At 43.3% G+C, this 23605-nt stretch carries 21 protein-coding genes; 11 read left to right on the top strand and 10 right to left on the bottom strand.

Translation table 11 applies throughout. The features are described 5' to 3' along the window. Positions 1 to 55: 55 nt before the first annotated feature. Positions 56 to 958 (bottom strand): dihydrodipicolinate synthase family protein, encoded by a 903-nt coding sequence (locus tag MHB82_RS17395; RefSeq protein WP_341175424.1) that lies wholly within the window; start codon positions 956 to 958, stop codon positions 56 to 58. A 281-nt stretch (positions 959 to 1239) separates the two neighbouring features. Between MHB82_RS17395 and MHB82_RS17390 the strand changes: the two genes are divergently transcribed. Further along, positions 1240 to 2874, top strand: a complete 1635-nt coding sequence (locus MHB82_RS17390) for a helix-turn-helix domain-containing protein (protein ID WP_341175423.1) — start codon at positions 1240 to 1242, stop codon at positions 2872 to 2874. 11 nt (positions 2875 to 2885) lie between these two features. After that, positions 2886 to 4634 carry a cache domain-containing sensor histidine kinase gene (locus tag MHB82_RS17385; RefSeq protein ID WP_341175422.1) on the top strand — a complete coding sequence of 583 codons (1749 nt, stop codon included), beginning with the start codon at positions 2886 to 2888 and terminating at the stop codon, positions 4632 to 4634. A gap of 39 nt (positions 4635 to 4673) precedes the next feature. Here MHB82_RS17385 and MHB82_RS17380 read toward each other — a convergent pair whose 3' ends face one another. From MHB82_RS17380 to MHB82_RS17370, 3 genes are all read right to left on the bottom strand, one after another. Beyond that, positions 4674 to 5564, bottom strand: a complete 891-nt coding sequence (locus tag MHB82_RS17380; RefSeq protein WP_341175421.1) for a carbohydrate ABC transporter permease — start codon at positions 5562 to 5564, stop codon at positions 4674 to 4676. Positions 5565 to 5578: 14 nt separating this feature from the next. Continuing rightward, positions 5579 to 6469 carry an ABC transporter permease gene (locus MHB82_RS17375; RefSeq protein WP_110823021.1) on the bottom strand — a complete coding sequence of 297 codons (891 nt, stop codon included), beginning with the start codon at positions 6467 to 6469 and terminating at the stop codon, positions 5579 to 5581. A gap of 93 nt (positions 6470 to 6562) precedes the next feature. After that, a complete protein-coding gene (locus MHB82_RS17370; protein WP_341175420.1) occupies positions 6563 to 8167 on the bottom strand; it encodes a hypothetical protein in 1605 nt (534 codons plus the stop codon). Between the two features lie 247 nt (positions 8168 to 8414). Here MHB82_RS17370 and MHB82_RS17365 point away from each other — a divergent pair, with 247 nt between their 5' ends. The 4 genes from MHB82_RS17365 (at position 8415) to MHB82_RS17350 (ending at position 11827) form a co-directional block, all read left to right on the top strand. Next, on the top strand, positions 8415 to 8663 hold the full coding sequence (locus tag MHB82_RS17365) for a hypothetical protein (RefSeq protein ID WP_341175419.1): 249 nt from the start codon (positions 8415 to 8417) through the stop codon (positions 8661 to 8663). Positions 8664 to 8757: 94 nt separating this feature from the next. Continuing rightward, positions 8758 to 9978 (top strand): NO-inducible flavohemoprotein, encoded by a 1221-nt coding sequence (hmpA, locus tag MHB82_RS17360; protein WP_341175418.1) that lies wholly within the window; start codon positions 8758 to 8760, stop codon positions 9976 to 9978. Positions 9979 to 10288: 310 nt separating this feature from the next. Beyond that, a complete protein-coding gene (locus MHB82_RS17355) occupies positions 10289 to 10468 on the top strand; it encodes a hypothetical protein (RefSeq protein ID WP_341175417.1) in 180 nt (59 codons plus the stop codon). 132 nt (positions 10469 to 10600) lie between these two features. After that, complete coding sequence (locus tag MHB82_RS17350; RefSeq protein WP_341175416.1) at positions 10601 to 11827, top strand: multidrug effflux MFS transporter; 1227 nt, start codon at positions 10601 to 10603, stop codon at positions 11825 to 11827. 347 nt (positions 11828 to 12174) lie between these two features. On the opposite strand, the gene MHB82_RS17345 is transcribed toward MHB82_RS17350, so the two are convergent. Further along, a complete protein-coding gene (locus MHB82_RS17345; protein ID WP_095357610.1) occupies positions 12175 to 12792 on the bottom strand; it encodes a TetR/AcrR family transcriptional regulator in 618 nt (205 codons plus the stop codon). A gap of 123 nt (positions 12793 to 12915) precedes the next feature. Between MHB82_RS17345 and MHB82_RS17340 the strand changes: the two genes are divergently transcribed. Further along, positions 12916 to 13683, top strand: coding sequence for an alpha/beta hydrolase (locus MHB82_RS17340; RefSeq protein WP_445671262.1), 768 nt, complete (start codon positions 12916 to 12918; stop codon positions 13681 to 13683). Between the two features lie 111 nt (positions 13684 to 13794). Beyond that, entirely contained in the window at positions 13795 to 14100 is a 306-nt protein-coding gene (locus MHB82_RS17335; protein WP_341175414.1) for a hypothetical protein, read from the top strand. On the opposite strand, the gene MHB82_RS17330 is transcribed toward MHB82_RS17335, so the two are convergent. The 4 genes from MHB82_RS17330 to garR all read right to left on the bottom strand — a co-directional run bounded on the left by MHB82_RS17330 (position 14093) and on the right by garR (position 19453). Further along, a complete protein-coding gene (locus MHB82_RS17330; protein WP_341175413.1) occupies positions 14093 to 15454 on the bottom strand; it encodes a hypothetical protein in 1362 nt (453 codons plus the stop codon). The genes MHB82_RS17335 and MHB82_RS17330 overlap by 8 nt on opposite strands. 217 nt (positions 15455 to 15671) lie before the next feature. After that, positions 15672 to 16991: a gluconate:H+ symporter gene (locus MHB82_RS17325; RefSeq protein WP_095357613.1), complete on the bottom strand. Its 1320-nt coding sequence runs from the start codon at positions 16989 to 16991 to the stop codon at positions 15672 to 15674. A 133-nt stretch (positions 16992 to 17124) separates the two neighbouring features. Beyond that, on the bottom strand, positions 17125 to 18558 hold the full coding sequence (locus tag MHB82_RS17320) for a four-carbon acid sugar kinase family protein (RefSeq protein ID WP_341175412.1): 1434 nt from the start codon (positions 18556 to 18558) through the stop codon (positions 17125 to 17127). Beyond that, a complete protein-coding gene (gene garR / locus MHB82_RS17315; RefSeq protein ID WP_341175411.1) occupies positions 18545 to 19453 on the bottom strand; it encodes a 2-hydroxy-3-oxopropionate reductase in 909 nt (302 codons plus the stop codon). The genes MHB82_RS17320 and garR overlap by 14 nt, the downstream gene beginning before the upstream one ends. A gap of 292 nt (positions 19454 to 19745) precedes the next feature. On the opposite strand from garR, the gene MHB82_RS17310 reads away from it, so the two are divergent. Further along, on the top strand, positions 19746 to 20396 hold the full coding sequence (locus tag MHB82_RS17310) for a GntR family transcriptional regulator (RefSeq protein ID WP_095286705.1): 651 nt from the start codon (positions 19746 to 19748) through the stop codon (positions 20394 to 20396). A 74-nt stretch (positions 20397 to 20470) separates the two neighbouring features. Here the strand turns inward: MHB82_RS17310 and MHB82_RS17305 are convergent, their stop codons facing one another. Further along, positions 20471 to 20872 carry a VOC family protein gene (locus MHB82_RS17305; protein ID WP_341175410.1) on the bottom strand — a complete coding sequence of 134 codons (402 nt, stop codon included), beginning with the start codon at positions 20870 to 20872 and terminating at the stop codon, positions 20471 to 20473. A 658-nt stretch (positions 20873 to 21530) separates the two neighbouring features. Here MHB82_RS17305 and rarD point away from each other — a divergent pair. Continuing rightward, positions 21531 to 22409: an EamA family transporter RarD gene (gene rarD / locus MHB82_RS17300; protein WP_095357618.1), complete on the top strand. Its 879-nt coding sequence runs from the start codon at positions 21531 to 21533 to the stop codon at positions 22407 to 22409. 434 nt (positions 22410 to 22843) lie between these two features. After that, positions 22844 to 23596, top strand: coding sequence for an FCD domain-containing protein (locus MHB82_RS17295; protein WP_095357619.1), 753 nt, complete (start codon positions 22844 to 22846; stop codon positions 23594 to 23596). Positions 23597 to 23605 lie beyond the last annotated feature (9 nt).

Raw genomic sequence — 23605 nt, 5'->3', positions numbered from 1 at the left:
ATGGAGCAGCTTGTCAGTCGGCAGGTGCTCCATTGTCTTGTTTACCGGGGAGCCTTTAGAAAGAATTCTCCAAGGATTCAATCTCCACAAGTACGGGCTTCAACAGATCTCTTACTGTGGGGTGAAGTGGCTGTAAGGGAAGAGGGAGGCCAGGACCTGAAGTCAGACCAATAATTTCTGCAGCTGCAGCAGCGACACGAAGACTTCCATATTGCCGGAATAGCTTCCAGATCGGTTCGAGCAGTACCGAGTAATAATCTGCCTCCACAGCACGGCCTTCCAGAGCGAACTGAGTCATTCTCAAGCATAGCTTGGGAAATAAGCCACCCAATACGGAGTACCATACCTCACAACCTGCATTTAGGCCTGTAACTGCAAATGGATCTCCGCTTACTCCGATTGTAACATGGGATGGAATAAGTTCACGAAGTTTGTTCACCCGTTCCGTAGCTTTTTCTGGATCACTTGGAACGCCCGGAATTTTGATGGATTTTACAAGGGGGAGTCCCGCAATTCGTGCATGCAGTTCATCCGTAAAATGAAAATGTGTAGTAATTGGATTGTCATACACACATAGTGGAACAGAGAGCGACGCAGTAACGTGTTCATACAAGGAGTAGACTTCTTCCTCCGTCAATGTCTGATACGAAACTGGAGCAAGCAGGACTGCTTGAGCGCCTGCTCGTTGCGCATCTTCTGCTAATTGAAGCACATCTGCGGTGCGTATTGCACTAATGCTTGTCATCACAGGAACGCTATCCGCAGCACCGACAGCAAGTTGCAAGACCCGAAAACGTTCCGAGCGGTTCAAGTAAGCATAGTTTCCTGTGGATCCTAGAGCTCCGATAGAGGAGACTCCGGCAGTAACCAATCGCTCGATTAGATTCACCAATTCTCTTTCGTTAATTTGATGTTCATTCATAGGGGTCAGGGGAAAAGCAGCTAATCCATGAAACATTCATTTCACTCCTCAAAATTGTAAATATCGAATTACATCAAATTATGAGCCAAATTGGATGATTCAACAGAGCCAATTTGCATAAAGTTTATTGGGCCAATTTGGTTTGGAGAGTAGACAAGCTCCGGGATTTACATATGGACTACAATTTTAGTTCTGAAGGAGATAGGCTCGTTCACTTTGCAATGGTAAAATAGCTAAAAAGCTCCAGGGCTTTCACATTTTTCAGCAAAATCAATAGAATAGGGTTCATCACGAAATAACGTAAACTGGGGGTTCTCATGTATAAACTAATGATTGTGGACGACGAATTGTTAATGCGCGTTGGAATTCGTTCCATGCTGAACTGGGAGGAGTTTGACTTTTGTGTTATCGGTGAAGCAGGAAACGGTAAGGAAGGCTTGGAGCTAGCAATCGAAGCTTCTCCCGATCTGATCATTACGGATATCAAGATGCCCATTATGGATGGTCTGAAGCTCATAAAAGAAGCATCTATAGTACTGAAAAATTGCAAGTATGTCATTCTGAGTAATTTTGATGAACTCCATTATGTGAAGGAAGCTTTAAAGCTGGGTGCTGTGGACTACTTGATCAAAAGTGAAATTACAGAAACATCCCTGATTGAACTCCTTACGAAGATAAGGCAGAAACTGCAAAGCGAACAGCACAGTCTAACAAACGTACCATTTGTGCAGCATGATTATTCGAAGAGTTTGAGACATCTCAAGGATAGTTTCTTCCAGGATATTGTAAGCGGATTCATATGTGAAAAAGATATGATTACCAAAGCCGAAGAACTGCATTTTCGCATACGGTCTGACAGGCTTGTGGTCATCAAATTTGTCGTGAACTATTACGAGCAAGTGAAGAGGAAATATATCGAGAAAGGAGAGAAGCTGCTCCGCTTTTCGATCGTGAATATTATGGAAGAGATCATTCCATCCAAGTGGAACAAGGAAATTTTAGTTGAAAGTTCATCCGAATATTGGGTTATCATCAATCTCCCTTCTGGCAGTGGGTCTAACCAGGTCGACATTAATAAACTGTGCAATAAGCTACTATCCTCGATCAAGGATTTTATGAATCTATCGCTAACGGCTGGTGTAAGTACATCGGTTTCCGGGTTTCGCTTTCTTAGGAAGGCATGTCAGGAGGCAGAATCTGCACTAAGGGAGAGTTTTTTCACAGGCAGCAACCAGGTATTGTTTTACGAGAATCTGGCTCAAGCTCCGGCACGATACGAAATAAATGGGATACTGAGTCCGCAGCAACAAAAAGACATTCATAAGTTGTGGGTAAGCAAGGACGTCAAAGAGGCGGAGAAGTTTCTTGAAATGGTGCGATTGGATCTGGAAGCAAAGCAGGGAGATGAGAACAGTATTCGTAAGCAATATATCACGGTGATGGAAATGTTTCACTCCCATATGACACGCGATACACGAGGCAGCAAGCCTTATTTAAAAGAAGAGTCGCCCTATGAAAGGGTTCTAAGAGGAGAATATTGGGAGGACATTCATCAGGAAATGCTGACTCATATCGCCTATTGCTTCCAAGCCGATTCCCAAATCATGCAAGAGCTTACCTACGCAGATCTGGCCATTCAAATCATTGACAAGTATTATGCCGAGGACATTTCCTTGCAAAGCGTAGCTGGTCAGATCAATGTGAACCCGTCGTATCTTAGCAGATTGTTTAAGCAGGAGAAAGGAGAGAACTTTATCTCCTACTTGACACGGGTTCGAATCGAACATGCCAAGACTTATTTATTTAGCCGCGAATTAAAAGTATATGAGATCGCAGATGCGGTGGGATACCACAATTACACGTATTTCAGCAAGATTTTCAAAAAGGTAGTAGGTGTAACCCCAGAGGAATACCGTGAGCTAGAGCTGGAGTCCAGGCTATCCCGTGAATAGAGGTGCAGCATATGAAGCGTGCAGGGCTCTTCCGTATCAAGTACAAAATTCTGGTGATTTGTATGACAGTGATTATCCTTCCGGTATTTGTGATGACCATCAATTCATATTACTCTTCTGAACGCTTATTGGCACAGAATTATACCAAGCTGCTGAGCGATCTGGCCAAGCAGACCAATATTCGTATTGACGAATTTCTCAAGGAAATCGAGAAAATCTCGCTGCTTGCCAGCAATGGACTTAACGACAGTTTGTCTGCGACACATGATGGAAGCTTCCCAATACAGGATTTCCTGCGGGATGGTAATGAGCAGAATGAGATTGCGGCCTATAATCTTCTAATGAATTACATCATGATGAAGGATCGCGTATTTTCCATTTACCTCTATAACTTGAACGGAGGACAGGATCTGTTCGTTAGTCCACACCAGCCCATAGACCCCAACTTCAAGATGGCGAACGAATTATGGTTTAAAAAGTTTATGCATTCCAATGATCGAACGATTACGTTGACCACCAGGATTGATAAGCAATTGGAAAATAAAATTCTGGCGGTATCACACGCACGCAAGATTCATGATGTGACCAATGGGAAACTGCTTGGAGTGATCGTTGTCAGCATCGATATCAGATTTATAGAGATCGTTAATCGCAACTTGCAGGAAGGGCTTCGCTCCAGATTTATGATCGTCGATGAGGATGACAAAATTGTATACAACGTAAATGACCAGCTGATTGGGACCTTGTTCCGTGACAACGTTCGTCCAGTAGAATCATTGAATATTGTCGTTACCAGCCCGCTAAGTCAGCAAAAGTGGACCACTTATTTATATATGCCTTTGGATGAGCTGACTGCGGATGGGAAAATACTAGGTCGTAATCTCATCATGCTGGCTATCGTCATGTCCCTGTTTGCTGCCATTATTTCGATTTTTCTCTCGCATGTGATCACGCGTCCCATCAAGAAACTTTTACGTAATATCGCGCTGGTTGAAAAAGGGCAGTTTGAACAGGTGGAAGAGGTTCGATCTCGAGACGAGATCGGACATTTGTCGGTCCGCTTCAATAAGATGTCGCATGAACTGAAACGTATGGTTGAGCGAATGCAAAAAGAAGAAATAGAGAAAGCCGCCGCTGAGATGCGAGCACTTCATGACCAGATCAACCCTCACTTTCTGTACAATACACTTGGATCCGTAAAATGGATAGCATCCATGCAGCAAGCAGATAAAATCGTGGAAATGACAGATGCACTCATTTCGATGCTTCGTTATGCGACCAAGTCGGATGGAACCCTGGTAACCATTCGTGAGGAAGTGGATAATATCATGAATTACGCAACCATACAGAACGTCAGATATTACGGGTCTATTCAGATGAGATATGAGATTGAAAATGAGCTGCTGGATTATCTTATGCCCAAGATGATTCTACAGCCCATTATTGAAAATGCCATCTTTCACGGTCTGGCCGAAATCGAAGAAGACGGTGTAATTACGATTCGTATTCAGGCGCAGGGCGATAATATATCGATAGAAGTTTGCGATAATGGTGTCGGTATGGAACATCATGCCATTCGGAGATTTATGGAAGGAAGGGTTGATCTGGGCAATGGTTCTAATGGAATCGGTCTTCATAATGTGCAGCGGCGCATTCAACTGCATTTTGGCAAACCCTATGGAGTTCGGGTAGAGAGTAAGGTGGGAGAAGGTACGATTTTTTCCATCCTGCTTCCTACTATTGCGAGTGTACCTGAGTAAAAAATAAAGGCTTGCAGGTGATCCTGCAAGCCTCTTACATTACCCTTTAACACTACCAAGTACCAAACCCTTCGTAAAATACTTCTGTAGAAACGGATAAACGAGCAAAATCGGAATGGCACCCAAAAACATCTGGGCTGCGCGCCCGGTTCTGGCATTCATCATGGAGAGCAGCTGAGTGTAATCGGAGCCTGATTTCAGCATGATTTGCTCAAAGCTCTGCAGGAGCGTCTGCAGATAACTCTGTAAAGGATAATTGGCCGGATTGTTCATGTAGATAATTCCGTCGAACCATGAATTCCAATGGGCAACGATACTAAACAACCCGACAGTTGCGAGAGCAGGTTTAAGAAGGGGGAGTAAAATACGGACAAGAACTTGTAAAGGACCTGCACCATCGATAATCGCGGATTCTTCAATCTCTTCTGGCAACCCCCTGATGAAGTTCATGAGAATGACCATACTGAAGACTGGTAGAGCGCCAGGTAATATTAATGACCAGATCGAATCGACTAGTCCCATTTTGACCACCACGAGATATGTAGGGATTAATCCTCCGTTAAAAAGCATGGTCACGATGAAAAATCCCATATATACGTTACGTCCCATCAATTTTTGCTTCGTTTTCGAGAGCGGATACGCTGTAAGCACAATCAGGACAAGATTAACGAGGGTTCCAAGCAGGGTACGTTTGACGGCTACCCATAGGGAAGAATAGAATGCCCCGCCGGATAATGCAAATTCATACGCTTTTGTCGTAAATTCTACGGGCCAGAATGTAACACTGCCTGCAGACACTGCCGCACTGCTGCTAAATGAAACGGCCAGCAGGTTGATAAATGGCAGAATGCATAGTAGAGAGATGATCATCAATATGGTGTAGTTTATGATATGAAACAGACGTCTACCTATACTATTATCGTTGATCATAGTGATCGTCCTCCTTAGAAGATGCGATAGCCTGCTACCCTATACGCCAGGAAATATGATAGGGCCATCAGTATGGTGGAAATGATGGATTTGAATAATCCGACAGCGGTACCGATTGAATATTGCGCCTGTTGAATCCCTAAACGATACACGTAGGTATCAATAATATCGCCTGTTTGATAGACGACAGGGGAGTACAGGTTATAAATTTGATCAAAACCGGCATTAAGTACATTTCCAAGCGACAATACGGTCATCAGCACAATGGTGGGCATAAGAAGCGGCAAAGTAATATATATGGTCTGCTTCCACCGTTTGGCTCCATCAATCACAGCGGCTTCATATAGCCCGGGATCAATACTCGTTAGGGCTGCCAGATAAACAACGGTACCAAAACCAAAGCCCTTCCAGATATCACTTATAATCATGGTCCATGGAAAAATGGATGGTGTGCCTAGAAATGAGATTTTCTCTATCCCGAATATCCCTAAAAACGAATTCACGATGCCGTCGGCGCTAAGAATATCGAGCATAATTCCAGCCATGATGACCCAAGAGAGGAAGTTGGGGATATAAACAAGGGTTTGAAACGTGCGTTTGACTGCACTTCTTACGACCTCGTTAAGCAGTAAGGCGAAGATAACAGGCACGATAATGCCGCCAATAATCTTGAAGACAGACATATACAGCGTGTTCCAGATCGTCCTAACGAAATTCGGCTGATTAAACACGTGCGAGAAATTGTCCCATCCTACCCATGGAGAATTGAACCCCAGCCCCGGATTGTATTTCTGAAAGGCAATAACAAGTCCATAGAATGGGATGTAACTGAAGATGAAAACCAAAATTAAGCTAGGTATCAACATTAAATGGTAGGGACTCTGCTGCTTTAATTTTCTCAGCATTCATTTTCCTCCGTTCACGGTAATAGAATCGAAACTCCGGCAAAATAAAAGGGGAGAGAAGTTACAATTCCTCATCCCCGCTGCATAACCTATTTATTTTCCGTAAGCTTCATTGACTGCCCGGGTTGCTTCATCCCCGCCGGCAGCTCTCCAGTTCTGAACAATCACATCGAAATAATCGATACTTTCCGTACCCATTATGATCTTGGTGAATCCTTCTGTCAGGATATCATCTAGAGTTGTTCCGTAGCTCGCCAGCGCTTCTGGGGTTACTCCCCAAAGTCCTGTTTTGACATAGTTCCCGCTATCGAGCACTTTTTTCGCAAGACTATAAGCATTCTTAGGAGCCCCTTGCTGCAAATAGTCACCGACTGCTCCTGGCGTTGCATTTTCCATGAATTCAACACTGTTGTTATATTTTTGCCACATTCCCGAAGTAGTGAGCCCACTGGTGTCCTTGGACTGAAGCGCTGCGGAAACTGCCTCAAACTGCTCATAGTCGGAGTTCGGATTAAGTACACGGAAAGCTCCAACCACGTGAGCGATATCGTTGTCCAGTAAGGCGGATAACGTTTCTTTGGATTCCTTGCCCTGGCCCTCATCTACGATATAAGCGTAGTCGTTTAGGATTTTAATGACTTCTTCTGCATGTTCAAATCCCTTTTTCATGACAATATAGTTGCCGTTCGCGAAAGAGATCGATTGTTTTGCTTCCTTACCGTCGATTGTGGGGATGATATACGGATAGAAGATGGCGTCTTTGCCCAAATTGGCTACCGTATCAACGCCAGGGTTATAACCCCACCACTGATAGTAAGGCTGCATGCCCACTTTGCCGGCGACAATATCGGCATTCATGGCATTAAAGTCTTTGATCGCGAATTCTGGATCAATGATGCCAAGCTTATACCATTCGGCCCATTCAGCCAGTGCTGCTTTCATCTCCGGTTGAATTGAGCCATATACGAGTTCTCCGCTGCTATCCTCAATCCAAATATCCGGATGGGCGTTCCATGCGATGGCGAGCAGGTTCAGATAATCCAGCGATTGATCTACCGCCAGGCCATAACCACCGTGCTTTTCCATAAATTTCAGTGCGATATTCTTGATGTCTGCCACTGATTTTGGATCTTCGAGACCCAGTTCTTCCTTCCAGTCGTTCCTGATCCAGACGAAGTCCGGTTGCTCAATTAAACCCCAGTGCATTTGAGGTATCCCGTACAATTGGCCGTCCTTTTTACCCGATTCGAAACTGTCTGCATCCGCTTTCATATAACCTTTGAGGCGGTCGGAGGCATGCTGATCAAATGCTTCTGTAAGATCCATGACCATATCTGCTTCGACTAATTGCCGTAATTGTGAAGGATTCACCCGAAAGACGTCAGGAAGATCGTTCGATGATATGGCCAGATTCAGTTTGGTATCGTATTCATCACTGACCCAGTCTGTTTTTACATCAATATTAAGTTTCTCTTTGTATCTCCTGATCCACACATTGTTGGTGATATCGTCACCCTTAGGATATTTGGCCGAAGTGTATTCAGAGGTTACCGTGTGAATGGTTACCGTTCCGGGCTCGTTGCTCCCAGAATCTGTATTCGTTGGACTTTTTCCGGAGCTGCTGTCACTGGTGCACGCGGCCAGTAATAAAGATGAGATGCATAATGACAACATGACCAATTTGCTTTTCTTGTTCATTTCTTTTCCCCCTTATTAGCAATATTTCAGCAAATCTATTCTTGAAAATATTGTAATCTAGAAAGGGATAACGCGATATCAAAGTTATTGACGAGAACGCGTTCGTTTTTTTACTTTTGAAGCTGAGAGGAGAATGGAGAAGGAGGGAACGTGCACTTATTTTACTTATGCCTAAACCTTTTTTTACTTAGGAAAACAGAATTTTGTGCTTATGATATGAAAGCAAAGGGGGTGTAGGATGTGACGAGTGATTTATGTATGGGGAATTTTCGTTGCTGATGGAACAGCAATTTTTCCTAATTTTTTTCCAATAGGTAGCTACACTACACGGGAATTAGCTATGAATGAAGTTAATGCTCTACCAAGAGATAGCAATTATCAAGTACTTCGAATGCCGTTAAATATAAACTTCGCCTATTTTCATAAAAAGAGTGGTAAGTTGGTTGGGATGGACGAGATTCATCGTGAACATTTTCATTTTAAGGATGAAAGCTAAGCTGATGGATTGTCAGTCGAGTATACCCATCCTTTTGTTTGGAGAAGCTTTAACCGTTTAACATAAAATCTCATTTGAAGGAATGGTACGACATATGCTTGATTCAAAAACAATAGAAATCGTCAAATCAACAGCTCCTGTATTGAAGGAGCATAGTGGACAAATAGGGAAACGATTTTATGAGCTCTTATTTAGGAAAGCCCCAGAACTGAACAACATTTTTAATCAAACGAATCAAAAAAGAGGAATTCAGCAGGAAGCATTAGGTTATGTCGTTTATGCAGCTGGCGAACACATCACCAACCTGGATGCATTGACTTCAGTTATCCGGCGAATCACAGAAAAGCATCGAGCTATTGGAGTTAAACCTGAGCAGTATGCAGTCGTAGGCGAAACGTTGCTAGAAGCAGTTCAGGATGTCTTGGGTGACGCTGCCACGGATGAAATCATAGAAGCGTGGGGGAAAGCTTATACCTTCATAGCCGATGCGTTCATTCGTATCGAGAAAGAACTCTATGATGAGACAGAGCATCAGATGGGAGGTTGGGCGGATTATCGTACCTTCGTTGTAGACAAAAAGGTAAAAGAAACAGAAGAGGTTACCTCGTTGTATCTAAAGCCTCAAGACGGACAAAGCATCGCCAATTACAAAGCCGGTCAGTATTTGACGATAAAAGCAAACATACCTGGTGAAACGTATACTCATATTCGTCACTATAGCCTGTCTGATGCGCCAAGCAGCGATCACTACCGAATTACAGTAAAACGCGAGGATGCAAGCCATGAGGATCCGGAAGGACTGGTATCTAATTTCTTGCATGAACATGTTCAAGCAGGTGATACTTTAGAATTCTCCGCTCCAGCGGGTGACTTTATTATTACAACCACAGATGAACCTCTTGTCTTTATCAGTGGGGGAATCGGAATCACGCCGGTTTTGAGCATGCTGAATACGATTGTCAAAGAACAACCGGATCGTCAAGTGACCTTCATTCACGCCACTGCCAACAGCGAGACACATGCCTTTAAGGAGCATCTGCTTGAGATAGCGAAGAGTCACCACAACGTGAAATCAGTGATATGTTATTCTTCACCAACTCCGCATGATTGGGAAGCTCATAATTTCGATTTAGAAGGAAGAATTGATTTGAAGTGGCTGCAAACCGTAGTTCCTTCAAAACATGCTGACTTTTACTTCTGTGGCTCGATTCCATTTATGGAGTCCATATATCGGATCTTAACAGAGTGGGGAGTAGGTAAGTCTCACATTCATTATGAAGCGTTTAGTCCTCTGGCTATGCTAAGCGAAGAATAGGGTTGAAAGGCATTCTGGGCAAAAAAATTCGTGCAGTGTTAAGAGTCAAAATCAATGTAAATTCAGCTGTGTAACAGGTGATCTCCTGGGCTTACACCCAACCCAAATCGTAACGCTGGGCATAAAGTGGTGATAGGTCAATTATCCATAAGGAGTGAATCTGAAAATATGGCTTACCCACAATCTATGTTTCCCTATCCTGCTAATCCGTTTGGACTTCAAAATTGCATTAATCGATTCACGTATATGTGGCTTAGGAATGGAGACAACTTCTGGTTTTTCTTGACAGCGGTCAGTGAATCGAGAGCCTATGGCTACAGATTTTTTGGCGGGAGATGGAATCAGTACTCGATTGGATTACGTGAAATTGCTTCCTACAATTGTTCTCCGGTCCCAACGTTATATTGAAATAGAAGCAACGAAGCTGCCGAGTGGTTTGGCGGCTTTTTCGTTTTTTTATGTTGCAATCGTTCTACTACTTCGTGAATGAAGCGTGGCTAACTAATAACATTTCTTACAACGCATGAATCATGAACGTTTAAATATAACTTGACCTAAAGTTAACTCTAAGAGCTATACTGTCTAAAGGCTTAAAGTAATTTTTAGAGAGAGGTATGGATTAATGATTAAAAGCAACAAATGGAATGTTGCAGGCTTGGCCTTATTGTTGGGTTTATTTTCAACATTAGGCCCCTTCACGATCGACATGTATTTACCAGCATTCCCTGAGATTGCAGCAACGTTCAATACGAACGCTTCACTTGTTCAGTTCAGTCTTACTGCTTGCTTATTAGGGCTGGGTGCGGGACAACTGGTCATGGGACCACTGAGCGATGCTTATGGAAGACGTACACCGTTACTGATCTCCATGGCTGCCTATATCATCTGTTCATTGGCGTGCGCCTACGCTCCGAATATTGGTCTGTTGATTTTGTTTCGCTTCACTCAAGGTTTCTCGGCTTCAGCAGGGATCGTTATTTCCCGCGCGATAGCTCGCGACCTTTACAGTGGACATGAGCTTACCAAGTTCTTCTCCTTATTACTGCTCGTAGGGAATTTGGGGCCTTTGGCAGCACCGATCGCAGGCAGTGGCGTTCTTTCATTTACGACATGGATTGGTGTGTTCATCTCACTCTCCGTTCTGGGAGTTTTCTTATGGGCAATGACCAAATGGCGTCTGAAAGAGACGAACCCGCCGGAACGACGTGTTGCTCCCAACTTCAAACTTCAGTTACGTAACTATGGACAGCTTCTACGTGACCGGAAGTTCGTAGGTTATATGCTGGCACAGGGAATTATGACGGCTGGGGTTTTTGCATATGTAGCAGGCACACCTTTTATCTATCAAAATATATATGGAGTCACGCCGACGGTTTTTGCTATATTATTTGCTTCCAACGGGATCAGCCTGATCATCGGCTCTCAACTTGTAGGCCGGTTGGCACAGCTAATCTCTGAGCAGACACTCCTATTATCGGGACTTTGGCTTGCGCTAGTGGCAAGTATTGCTGCCTTGATGGTTACTCTGGCTCATGGTCCTCTTTTTGCTCTGGTTATACCGCTGTTTTTCTTTGTATGCTCTATAGGTATTACGTCAACAGCAGCATTTCCACTTGCCATGGAGAGTCAAGCCAAAAGTGCCGGAAGTGCCGCAGCATTGCTTGGGGTTGTTCCCTTCTTGCTTGGCGCGTTGGTCGCTCCGTTGGTAGGGGTTGCCGGTGAAGACACGGCTGTTCCATTGGGCCTTACTTTGTTAGGGACGAGTATTGTTGCTATTATCACTTACTTCGTACTGGTTAGAAAGGTACCTGACCATACTCAAGAGGTTCAGTCCGATCTCAACATGTAGTGATACGAGTCCTAAAACATTGTACTTCGAAAAGTCGCTAATACCATTTAGCGGCTTTTTTTATATATAGGGACCAGAGCCCAGTTCTGATGCAGGAATAAGAACGTGTACGAATAGCTATACCTGAAAAAAACGTATTATACAAATAATTGTTTAATTGAAAATCACCTACAGCATAAAGTAGGTAATTATATTGTTCGTTGTTTTACTACAACACAATATGTAAAACCGCAGCCAAGCATTAAGCTCGACTGCGGGTAACAATCTAATAAGGCAGTTCAAGAACTGATCTGCAATAGTTCCCTCAGGAAATCAAAAAAACATATCTACACTAGAGAAACAGTAATTCAAGTTGATTTCGTACCTCTCAGAAAGATACCTACTAACCTTTGGCCCAGTGCAAGATTAGATTCATACTTTTGGGGGGTGTTCTCCCGATTCCCCATTAACATCAGGGTCGAAAAAGTCTCAGCTAAGAACATGGGATCGTCTTCGCGGAGAGTTTGCTGGTCCATGGCCAATTGGAAATGGGTCGCCAATACCTCATGAATGCGAGCCTCGGCTTCTCTGATTTCCTGAATTTGATTTTTCTCAAGAAAAGGTTCGGCTTCTCTAATCATGGTTTCAACCTCTGCATGCGGGTTCGCCAGTCTGGCCTCGGCCAACTGTATAAGTCCATCCTCCAGATGTTCAGCATGATCAAGAAATTCTGAAGTTACTCGGCGTACATTCTGGAACATGGTTATCATAGCTACCTTAAAAAGTTCAGGCTTGCTAGCAAAGTGATAGTATATGGTCGGCTTGGACACATTGCATCGTTTTCCAATTTGTTGGAGCGTGACAGTTTCGTAGCCGTATTCCATGAACAATTTGGAAGCCGTTAAAATGATCGTTTGCTGTACGGAAATTTGGGTATCCGCTTGCTTGGGTCTTCCGGGTAAACGTTTGGGTGATTTATCTGGCATTGCACACTCTCCTCCTTGAATATTTTATGACAAACCTCGTTCATAAGCAAAATCAACTTGTAATTATACTTACCGGTAAGTATAATTTATATGAAACTAAAACGAGTTATGAATAAAGGTGGAATGAAGTTGAAGACAGCGAAACGCAGTAACAAGTGGAAAAAGGTACTCATTTGGTCTTGTCTATCCGTAATTATAGTTGTGATTGGACTTTTCGTTTATCTCCAATCCGTCACGTATAGTCCGTCGGAAAGAGCCGAAGCTGCCCTTAATCCGGATGGTCAGGTTAGCATTAATAAGATTAAAAATGGCTATCGATTTGAACCGGAGGGTACAGAGATCGTGGAACCCAACATCATTTTTTATCCGGGAGGTTTAGTGGAACCAGCCAGTTATGCTCCGTTTGCCAGAAAATTAGCAGAAGAAGGACATAGAGTTTATATTGCCAATATGCCTTTAAATTTAGCCATGTTTGGGGAAAACAAGGCGGATTCTTTTATTGAGGAACATCCAGATGAAACCTTTGTAATTGGTGGTCACTCGCTGGGAGGCGTCTTTGCATCACGGTATGCTGCCGAGCACACAGACACGCTAGAAGGTGTCTTTTACTTAGCATCCTACGCCGACGAGGGAAGCCTGAAGGAGACGGACTTGTCCGCATTACAGATCACAGGTACAGATGATGGAGTGCTGAATTTCGAACGATGGGAAGAATCCAAAATAAATCTTCCGCAAAGCACGACATATGTAAGCATCAAAGGCGGTAATCATGGACAGTTTGGTTCGTATGGGGAACAAAAAGGAGATCATGCACCAGCAATCAGTGAGGAACAGCAATTGGAGGAAGTAGTAGCTGGACTCGAAGCATGGTTTAACCTGATAAATCGATAATATCTAGTTGTGAATCTTCGAATCCTTGATTGGAAACTATTTATAATTACCTTCGTATGTACTATGATACATAGAAGGAAAAATAAGGAATCACTTCAAGGAGGAAGTTGGTTGAAAAAGAGCACAAAATGGGTATTATGGATTTTGGGATTCACGCTGGCCGCAATTTTTATTAATTTTTTCATGAATTTATTCAGTTTCGCTTATGCCTTGATTACTGTACTTTTACTTGCCTTAATGGGATGGGGATTCGTAGTAAAGTTGAAGAATGATGTTCGTCAGTACGAAGATCATTATCGAAGAGAGTCGCATTCTGAGATAAACGATATTGAAAGGTACACAAGGTCGATCATATCACCATACCTCACAGAAAACAGCCGCCTTTTTCAAGGCGGCTTTTCTTGTTCAATTAAATAAAACTAAAAGTCTTTACCAGTGAGATTAAGTGATCCTGATCGGCCCACAAGATGAAATAGGAATACGTACTTCCTTGAATCACAACAGGAGTAGGGTATTTGACAATAAGTGCCGCCTGATTTCTCATTTCTATGGGTTGGTCTTCAGAAGGAAATATGAAACAGGCTTCCTGTGCTTGAACCAAAGCAGGGAAGATTCGAGGATTGGTACCATAGGGTTGCAGGACATGGAAGGCTTCCGCACTGCATACTGCGTGAAGTTCCTCTTCTGAAGATATGGCCGATATTTGAAAAAATCCGTCCGATCCTTCGAACCGTTCTTCGGTCACTTTGCGCCAGGTTTGCGGATAATAGAAGGATACCTTGTATATCTGGTTTTGGTATAATTTATAGGAATCATGTTCATGGAATTGTGGTGACCAGGCTATAGATGTAATCCATTTGGCTTCAATAATTTTGGTCGGATGATTAGGGTGATCTAAATCAATAACCCAAATTTCATCTGCTTGTTCTTGATTGCTGCATCCTGATAAGTATGCAAGTCGTTTCCCGTCCGGAGACCAACTGAGCGGGGTAGAGAAACAGGTGGAGACGGCCCATGTTTTTTGCTGTCCGCCAACTCGGCTGTCAGTCTGGATGAGTGAGACGTATTGATTATTCACAATATCTGTAGCACTGTATGCGACTGTCGTAGAGTCTGGAGACCATTCGGGAAAATAGTTCTTGGCATGAGGTCCACCTTGGAGTTGGTAGCTCACTCCTGTTGATAAATTCACGGTAGTGATTAAGGAAATGCTGGCCCCTGGGGATGTATATAGAGCAAACTCTCCATTAGGAGATATTCTGACATTGTGGAGAGGCCCCTCCGTATTATGAGTTAATTGCTGTTTGTTCATGCCATCCCGGTTGATCTTATATAATTGAGTGATGCCTGCTTCATCCGGTGCTGCATACAGGAAAGCTTCTCCAGAGGGAAACCATTGAACATCGGTGACTCCATATTGAACGATCGAGCCGCTGGTATGGGCGTAGATATTGTAGATTACAATTCGATCATTCTTTACATAAGTCAAGTAATGACTATCCGGTGACCAGCTCAGTAAAGTGTAAGGTTCGATTTGATCAATCTGTGCCCATGTTCTGCTGTTTAGATTCAATACGATCACAATATTATTCTTGCCGATAAAGGCGATATGCTGAAGATCTGGGGACCAATATGGAATTGAAAATTCTTCACCAAGATTCTGGGTTAACTTCATGGTCCGACCTGTTGAAACGTGATAAAGCCAAATATCGTACGAACCACCCCCAACATTAGAATTAAAAAGGATTGCTTCACGATCAGTTCGATTCATATGCCAATCCGTCCTTCCATTTCGAATTCCTACAATATATTCAAGAATGGAAAATGGGCGAATAGCTATCATCATACCTTGTGTTGAAAAGCTTGAGGACAAAAATACAGATATCAGGTACATAGGTTATCAATGGCTGTCTCCATCTTGGCTCCAAAAAATAAAGGCATCGTTCTGATAAGAACGTGCCTTTATTACTTCGTTACCTATTGACGGTTTACATGAACATATCCATAATCAGAACACCAGCAAGTCCCACAAGTGAGATTATTGTTACCATGACCGACCAGGTTTTTATCGTTTTACCGATACTAAGATTGAAGTACTCCTTGTAGATCCAGAATCCCGCATCATTGACATGAGAGAAGGTAACGCTACCGGCACCCGCTGCGAGAACCATCAATTCGGGACTTACGCCCGTTGCAGCAACCAGAGGTGCGGCTATACCAGCTGCTGTCATACCGGCTACGGTTGCAGAACCGACAGCAATTCTTAAGATTGCTGCGATCAGCCAGGTTAACAGGAGTGGAGAGAGGCTCGAGCCTGACATAAGATCAGAAATATATTGGTCAATATGACTGTCGATCAAAACTTGCTTAAACGCACCACCACCAGCGATGATTAAAAGGATCATTCCGATTCCGCTTACAGATTCGCTCAGTGAGGTCATAATCTCAGGCATTTTTTTGCCCAGATTTAACCCGAAAGTAAAGATAGCCACGATAACTGAAATTAGCAGAGCCACATTTGCATTACCGATAAAGTCCGTTACTGGCGAAATTGCTGAATCAGGAGCAAAAATCTCAACAACGGTTTGAAGCGCGATCAAAATGACCGGTAGAAGAGCTGTAAAAAGACTGATTCCGAATTTAGGAAGTTCTTCTTCTTTGAATTCCTTCGGATTAAATAGACCTTTAGGGATATCGATCTGCAGTGCTTCTTTTTTGAACAGCTTGGTGTAAACAGGACCCGCAAGAATAAAGGCAGGGATTGCAATAATTATACCCAGAATCATCGTTAATCCGATATTCGCTCCAAAAACGTTAGCAACCGCTGTCGGTCCAGGATGCGGAGGGACGAATCCGTGCATGGTGATCAGCGCTGCAATAACGGGCATTCCCAGATACAAAACTGGCACACGTGCAGCTCTCGCGATGGTAAATACCAGTGGAATTAATACCACTACACCTGTTTCAAAGAATAAAGCGATTCCAACAATAGCCGCTGTAATAACTGCTGCTAGCTGAGTCCGTTTTTGACCGAAGGCACCTATCATGGTTGTCGCAATACGCTGCGCACCACCGGAATCGGTCATTAGTTTACCCAGGATACCTCCGAAAATAATAATCATCGTTAAATGTCCTAACGTTCCGCCCAGACCCGATTCGATGGATTCGACAGCCTGAATCGGTGTCATTCCTTCCAGTACGCCAACGGCCAGGGATACAATAATGAGCGATATGAAAGCGTTTAACTTAAAAGCCATCATTAATATGAGCAGTAAAATGACCCCAATGGTAACAGAGATAATTGGCATGTATTTGTCCTCTTTTCTTTATTGGCTTGATTAAGAAGACCCTATTGTAAGGAGTGCACGATTGATTCTGGTATTACTTCGTTATCCGTGTTACTCCTTACAGTTCTGGTCATATTAAATTTAATAAGAATGATTACGAACTCAACATCTCAACGACTTCTCTCAAATCCGTTTTGGTACCGACGTTACCAGGGAAGATGACATAGGAAATCCCCGGGAATTTACTTTCACTTCCAGTTGTCCACACGGGGATACCTGGACGAATCTGTCCAGCAACGGTCGCTCGTTTTACTTCAAGGCCATTCGTTCCGATATCGCTCGAGGTAATCCCGCCTTTAGCAATGATATAGGATGGTCTTACTTTCAAACGTTTGACAATACTCGTGACAGCATCCGAAATCTTCACGGAAAGTTTTAATTCCTCTTCTTTTCGGTCTTCTCCAAGATCCAAGCGTTCTCTTCGGGTGTAGACAGCCACATTTCTACCTTGAAGAATGAATTGGTTGGTAGTCTCCACAACTCTATTAAGCTCGTTCTCGAATTGTTCGGGCTCCAGAACAAGGTGAACATTAAATTCAACAAATTCTACTGCACCGGACTTCTTCAGTTCTTCAAACTGTTCCGTTGTTTTCTTAACATGAGATCCGATGATGAGTAATCCGCCATGGTTTGTATGATCACTCATCATCTCTTCACGAGTGAGCAGACTTTTGTCACTAACGCCTCCCATAACCTTCGTAAGGGCAGCAGCACTTCTAAACATAAAGTGTTTACCTTGGTTGATGGCTCGAATTAAAGCAATAGTGAAGATCTGTACATCGGCATAGTCAACCGCATTCACAATAATTTTGTTAAAATCCTCAACGTTCAACAGCTGCTGCTCAATCAGATCCAAGTTCATGGCACGCAGACTTTCAAGCGAAATGTACGTCATATGTTCGGCTTTATACTGACCATTCGATTTTTCCTCAGCCCACTCACCTAAATGGGATTTGGTATAACCAAAGGTGCGGTCCTTGGCGAATTCGGTTTCTCCAGCAGGAACCAGTTCCATATCATATTGAACGTAGTGAACATTATCGATCGTGAAGCGTCCGCCTTCTTTGAAGAAAGGAAGGATGATCTCACCGTCAAATCGGATATCTGATTGTGCTTCCACGGTATCCTTCAGTACTTCCGTTTCCAGCGGGTAGTGACCTCTGAGTGTGGAATCTCCACGACTAATAATGGTGAACTCGCGGTTGTTTTTCTTGGCAGCTGCTACGATATTTGCAGCAATGTCCTGGTGTGCTTTTTTCGTTTCTGCAGCAGTAAATCCGCGTGAGTTGGTGAGAACAAAGAACATCGAATTCTCTTCCTTAAAACCTCTGTCGATGCTTTCCAACGACCAATCCGTATAGACCGATACACCATGTACTGTTTGAACACCAGTTGGATCATCATCCAACACGATAATTTTGTGATTAAAGCGTTGAAGCTCTTTAGCGATCATTTCATGAACAAGGCCGGTATCCACAGAAGGAATATTGCTGAATACTTCTTCAACAGACCGATTATTCGTTTTCATGGCCAAGACCCCTAACTTCGACATTTGCTAATTTTTCATAGTATTGTACGATCCCGCCGTGATCGTCCATTAATTTCCCGTCAACTTTTAGGGCATGGAATATCTCCAACAGGTGACTGGAAAGGGGAAGAGGTACTCCAATCTCGTGAGCTGTATCCATGACATTCGTAATATCTTTCATATTGATAGCAATCGTGCCTCCAGGGGCAAAGTTCCTGTCCAGAATGAGCGGTACTTTGGCATCCAGAACAGCACTGCCTGCTAATCCGCCTCGGATTGCCTGATACATTTTCTCAATATCGATGCCCGCTTTGGCAGCCAGGACAAGGGCTTCGGACATCGCAGCAATATTCAAGTTAACGATGATTTGATTCGCGAGCTTCGCTGTAACTCCGCATCCGCTATCTCCAACCAAGGTGACAGCCGTTCCCATGTCAAACAACACAGACTTGGCTTGTTCGAATACGCTTTCTTTACCGCCCACCATAATGGCTAACGTACCATCAATGGCTTTAGGTTCTCCGCCGCTAACGGGTGCATCCAAAAAGCCGACGCCTTTTTTCGCTGCTTCTTCAGCAAGAGCAATGGAAACAGCAGGAGTGATGGAACTCATATCAATAATAATCGAGCCTTCTTTGGCTCCGGATAAAATGCCCTGTTCACCCAAAACTACAGCTTGCACATGTTGGGATGCAGGGAGCATTGTGATGATGATTTCACAGTTTTCAGCGACTTCTCTAGGTGAGGAGGCTGCAGTTGCACCGGATTCTACCAATATTTGTACCGCATCCTGATTCAGATCATTAACGGTTAGTTCGTGTCCTTTTTTTCTGAGGTTTAGAGCCATCGGTTTCCCCATGATGCCGAGTCCAATAAAACCAACTTTTTTTGCCATGATGTTTTCCTCCTAATAACTTTTCTAAGAAAGGCTTATATGCCGAAGAATTGAGTTCTGTACACAGATTAGATTCAAACAACGTTGAAGTGAACTTGAGTTACTGAAAATAAAATGATTGATTCAGCAACCGCTTACATCGTTGTTTGCGTTTTCATTGTATACTAAAAATTTAAAATTGTATACAATAAAATATAAAATTGTATACAATTTATGAATTTGCGTATACTTTTATTACTTGGTATCGTTTATTGGAATGATTTTATGAACATAATTTGGTACTATATTTATGATGAGAAATGAAACTGAGGTGAAGTTAGTGCATGACAATAATAGCTCACGACCGGCGTATCATCAGTGTTACGAAATTCTCCGTGACAAGATCTTAAACGGTGAGCTTCCTAGCGGTACAAAGATCGTTGAAGAGAAACTAGCTGCAGAGCTTGGTGTTAGCAGAACGCCCATAAGGGATTCCATACGAAAACTGGAGAACGAAGGATTAATTGTTCAAAAGAAAGTGGTTAAGCCAACGGAAAAGGACTTACGAAATTTGTTCAATGTTCGGATATTGTTGGAAGGGTATTCAGCTAAATGCGCGGCGAATTTCCTAAAAGACAACGAGATTGAGGAACTGTACAAGTATGTGGAAATCGGGAGATCGGGGACCAAGGATGAGATTATGTCCGCGAATGAAAGCTTCCATAATGACATTGTAAAAGCGAGTAATAACCCACTCATGATCGATATTATAGACCGGATGCAGGCTATTATTTATCTGTTCAGGAAAACCGTTGTCATCTATAATCGTCCTCATCTGATTGATGAGCATGAAGAAATTTATAATGCAATCAAGTCCAGAGAAGGCGAGAAAGCTGAAGAGTTGATGAAAAAGCACCTCGAGAACGATCTGAACTTTTATCTCCATGTCATGAGTAATCAGTAAGAGACAAGAGGGTAAAAGTGAAGAGGTATAACAAAAACGCCAGTGACCTGAATAAGGCTACCGGCGTTTTTCAATTAGCGTTTCGGCATTTTGCTCTCATCCATATACAACAGGTTCCACCTATGACCGTCCAGGTCTGAAAATCCTGCGCCGTACATCCAGCCTTCATTTTCACTTGGTTTGCCAAAGATACTTCCTCCGGCAACTTCAACTTTCTGAATAAAAGCATCGATTTCTTCTCTGCTATCAGCACCAATTGAGAATATGACTTCTGCGCTATGGGAAGTATCTGTGATGGTTGAACCTGTAAATTTCTCAAACGCTGCATCCGGGAACAGCAGAATTGTGGTTTGGCCAATGGTAAGCTTGGCTCTTTCATTACCAACGCTAACCGCATGGAATCCAATCTCGTTGAAAAAGGAAGTAGATTTCTCAACGTCTTTGACCGGCAGGTTAATCCAGATATCCTGTGACATGGCTGTAGCCTCCTGGAATATTTTTTTAACTATTTCCACTATACTCTACTGCTGCTGCCCAAACCAGCATGAATTGGAAGGGTGTGGTAAAGTATAGGGAGATCAACTAAATGGAGGAGGTTAGTAATCGTTTATGATAAAAGACTTACACCGAAAACTGGGTCTTATCACTCATAATAAAGGTCTAGTTCAGGTAGCCTTTTCGTTTCTTATTTCTGCGATCATCGGAGTTATATATAGTTTTATGATCATTGACGAGACTATAGGTGGTTATATACATAAAATATTGCCGAGTAGGGAAGGACCGGACCTTCATCAATATTTGCCTGTTGTGATTACTGTGTTAATTTACTCGTATTTTAATCAAAAAAAGAAGAGAAGAAATGTTCTGGAAAAAATCTCATTCACTTGTTTTCAGATCATCATTGCAATAACAAGCTGTATTTTTTCACTTATCCTATTATTAGTGACTCAGCAACATTTCATGTGAGCAGCGGGCTAACATGAAATGTTGCTTTTTGATATCTTCTTTGCAAAATACCAGGAGGGATGGTCATGAGCGTGGCTTGCTGCATGTCAGATTATTTCCTTTACTTAGGTTAGGATCAAGGCGTATAATCCGTTCAGACATCAGAGAGAGAAGAGGAGAATTGGATTCATGAACAACGGGTTAGTCAACGCTATAATTGCTTATATCATGTGGGGGGTTCTCCCACTCTATTGGAAATTGTTCAACGATGTGCCAGCAGGCGAAATTCTGTCCCACCGTGTCGTCTGGTCGTTTGTCTTCATGGGTATTCTCGTGGCTGTCCAGCGCCGCTGGGGTGATATGAAGCGGATTGCTGCTAATCGTTCACAGCTGTTATCGCTCGCTACAAGTGGACTGTTGATTGCAGTGAATTGGCTTATTTTCATCTGGGCGGTCAACAATGGGCACGTTGTTGAGACAAGTCTTGGTTACTATCTGAACCCACTGCTAAACGTACTGCTAGCCGTTGTTTTCCTTCATGAGAAGCCAAACCGCGGGCAGTGGCTCGCCATTGCTATCGCTGGTGCCGCAGTACTTATTATCGCCATCGACTATGGTCGTTTTCCGTGGGTCGCGATCTCGCTGGCTGCATCGTTTGGCTTGTATGGACTTGCGAAGAAAAAGACGGTGCAAGACGCTTCTGTAGGCTTACTGTCGGAGACGGCTGTAGTCCTTCCCATCGCGCTAGGCTACTGGATCTATTTGGCGGTCGTAGGAGAATCGACTGCATGGACGCTGTCTTCGTCTATGTTCATCGGACTGCTTCTTTCTGGCGTGGTAACGGCGCTGCCGTTGTTATTTTTTGCGCGTGCTGCTGCACGGATGTCGCTGTCCACACTCGGATTCGTGCAATACATCGGGCCAACCATCATGCTGTTCCTAAGCATATTTGTATTTAAGGAATCCGTATCGCCGGTTCTCCTTGTTGGGTTCGCGTTGATCTGGATTTCACTGATCGTATATGCGATATCATCAGTACGTGGCACGAAACTCGCGAAAGCGAGCTGAAGGCAGAGGAACTCTGGTTGCGTCATAATGGTCGTTTCTGTCTAATCGACGGAAATGACCATTTTTCTATTTGCTGCCTGTATGCTGATAGACAGGGCCTTCAGCATTCTTTTTAATTATTAGAACTACAAGTTTGGGGATAGAAATGGAGGGGAAGATCTAAAAAGGCTGGCTCTGTAAGCTAGTCTTTTTGGGTTGAAATTAGATAACAATTTGATTGCATTTACTGATTGATTCATTCTTTGAATGAAAAACCCATAAGAAAAACATCACCGATAAGAAACCCTAGATATACCACATTCTATAAAGTTAATTCATACTATTTTGGTGCGAATGATTGATATTATGTTCGATAGAAGTTATACTTCTGTTTATTACGTTAATCATCAGTGAGTAACAAGGAAGTGAAACTTACATATATAGGAGGGGAACATGTGGCTCCAGAGTTATATGAATTGGAATTGGAGTACGACCTGCTCAAGCAGCTTCAGGATGCAACTGCTCCTATCGGTGCAAGTACGCTCGTTCATACCTTAGGCAAAAAATACGGATTAAGCCAGGCAACTATAGGCAGACGGCTAATGGAGATGGACGTTGAAGGATATACGGCACTGGAAGGCAGGAAAGGCCGTATTTTGACAGAAGCGGGTTCAGAACGGCTGAAGTTAATTGAACGGGAGCTGCAGCAGAAAAATGCTAACTCACGCCTGATGCAGACGCTGAATCATTCAGGGGAAAAGGCACTTCTTGACATTCTCGTTGCACGCAAAGCGCTTGAACGGGAGATTGCTTCGTTGGCAGCGGAGCATGCCACAAAAGAATATATCCATCTGCTCGAACAATCCATTCAGGAGCAGCAGCGGAAATTGGAGCAAAATATCATACCTTATGAGGAAGATCGGGAATTCCACCGGTTGCTCGCCTTTGCAGCCCAGAACCAGTTTTTGCGCCATGCCGTGGAATTGGTATGGGACACCAGCAGAGACTTTCTGGAGACTGCGTATATTCGGCGCACTGTAGGGAGTGAATTGGTGGTGGATCATCGCCAGATCCTGGATGCCATTATATCACGTTCCCCGGAAGAAGCCGAAGCCGCGATGGTCAATCACATCAATCAGATGATCGAAGACGTCAAACGTTATTTTGCTATAAAAAACCAGATATTAAACATCGAGGAAGCGCGTTAAAAAGGGAGA

The organism is Paenibacillus sp. FSL K6-2862 (assembly GCF_038005125.1).
Taxonomy (GTDB): domain Bacteria; phylum Bacillota; class Bacilli; order Paenibacillales; family Paenibacillaceae; genus Paenibacillus; species Paenibacillus illinoisensis_A.
Note: the sequence above shows the minus strand (reverse complement) of the source record. Positions and strands in the feature narration are given on the sequence as shown.

Coding starts and splice junctions, on each gene's coding strand:
- MHB82_RS17320 (WP_341175412.1), bottom strand. CDS start 18,558: ATGAAAACGAATAATCGGTCTGTTGAAGAAGTATTCAGCAATATTCCT.
- MHB82_RS17375 (WP_110823021.1), bottom strand. CDS start 6,469: ATGCTGAGAAAATTAAAGCAGCAGAGTCCCTACCATTTAATGTTGATA.
- MHB82_RS17310 (WP_095286705.1), top strand. CDS start 19,746: ATGAGAAATGAAACTGAGGTGAAGTTAGTGCATGACAATAATAGCTCA.
- MHB82_RS17345 (WP_095357610.1), bottom strand. CDS start 12,792: ATGCCAGATAAATCACCCAAACGTTTACCCGGAAGACCCAAGCAAGCG.
- MHB82_RS17390 (WP_341175423.1), top strand. CDS start 1,240: ATGTATAAACTAATGATTGTGGACGACGAATTGTTAATGCGCGTTGGA.
- hmpA (WP_341175418.1), top strand. CDS start 8,758: ATGCTTGATTCAAAAACAATAGAAATCGTCAAATCAACAGCTCCTGTA.
- garR (WP_341175411.1), bottom strand. CDS start 19,453: ATGGCAAAAAAAGTTGGTTTTATTGGACTCGGCATCATGGGGAAACCG.
- MHB82_RS17395 (WP_341175424.1), bottom strand. CDS start 958: ATGTTTCATGGATTAGCTGCTTTTCCCCTGACCCCTATGAATGAACAT.
- MHB82_RS17330 (WP_341175413.1), bottom strand. CDS start 15,454: ATGAATCGAACTGATCGTGAAGCAATCCTTTTTAATTCTAATGTTGGG.
- MHB82_RS17325 (WP_095357613.1), bottom strand. CDS start 16,991: ATGCCAATTATCTCTGTTACCATTGGGGTCATTTTACTGCTCATATTA.
- MHB82_RS17340 (WP_445671262.1), top strand. CDS start 12,916: ATGAAGTTGAAGACAGCGAAACGCAGTAACAAGTGGAAAAAGGTACTC.
- rarD (WP_095357618.1), top strand. CDS start 21,531: ATGAACAACGGGTTAGTCAACGCTATAATTGCTTATATCATGTGGGGG.
- MHB82_RS17350 (WP_341175416.1), top strand. CDS start 10,601: ATGATTAAAAGCAACAAATGGAATGTTGCAGGCTTGGCCTTATTGTTG.
- MHB82_RS17355 (WP_341175417.1), top strand. CDS start 10,289: ATGGCTACAGATTTTTTGGCGGGAGATGGAATCAGTACTCGATTGGAT.
- MHB82_RS17385 (WP_341175422.1), top strand. CDS start 2,886: ATGAAGCGTGCAGGGCTCTTCCGTATCAAGTACAAAATTCTGGTGATT.
- MHB82_RS17380 (WP_341175421.1), bottom strand. CDS start 5,564: ATGATCAACGATAATAGTATAGGTAGACGTCTGTTTCATATCATAAAC.
- MHB82_RS17370 (WP_341175420.1), bottom strand. CDS start 8,167: ATGAACAAGAAAAGCAAATTGGTCATGTTGTCATTATGCATCTCATCT.
- MHB82_RS17305 (WP_341175410.1), bottom strand. CDS start 20,872: ATGTCACAGGATATCTGGATTAACCTGCCGGTCAAAGACGTTGAGAAA.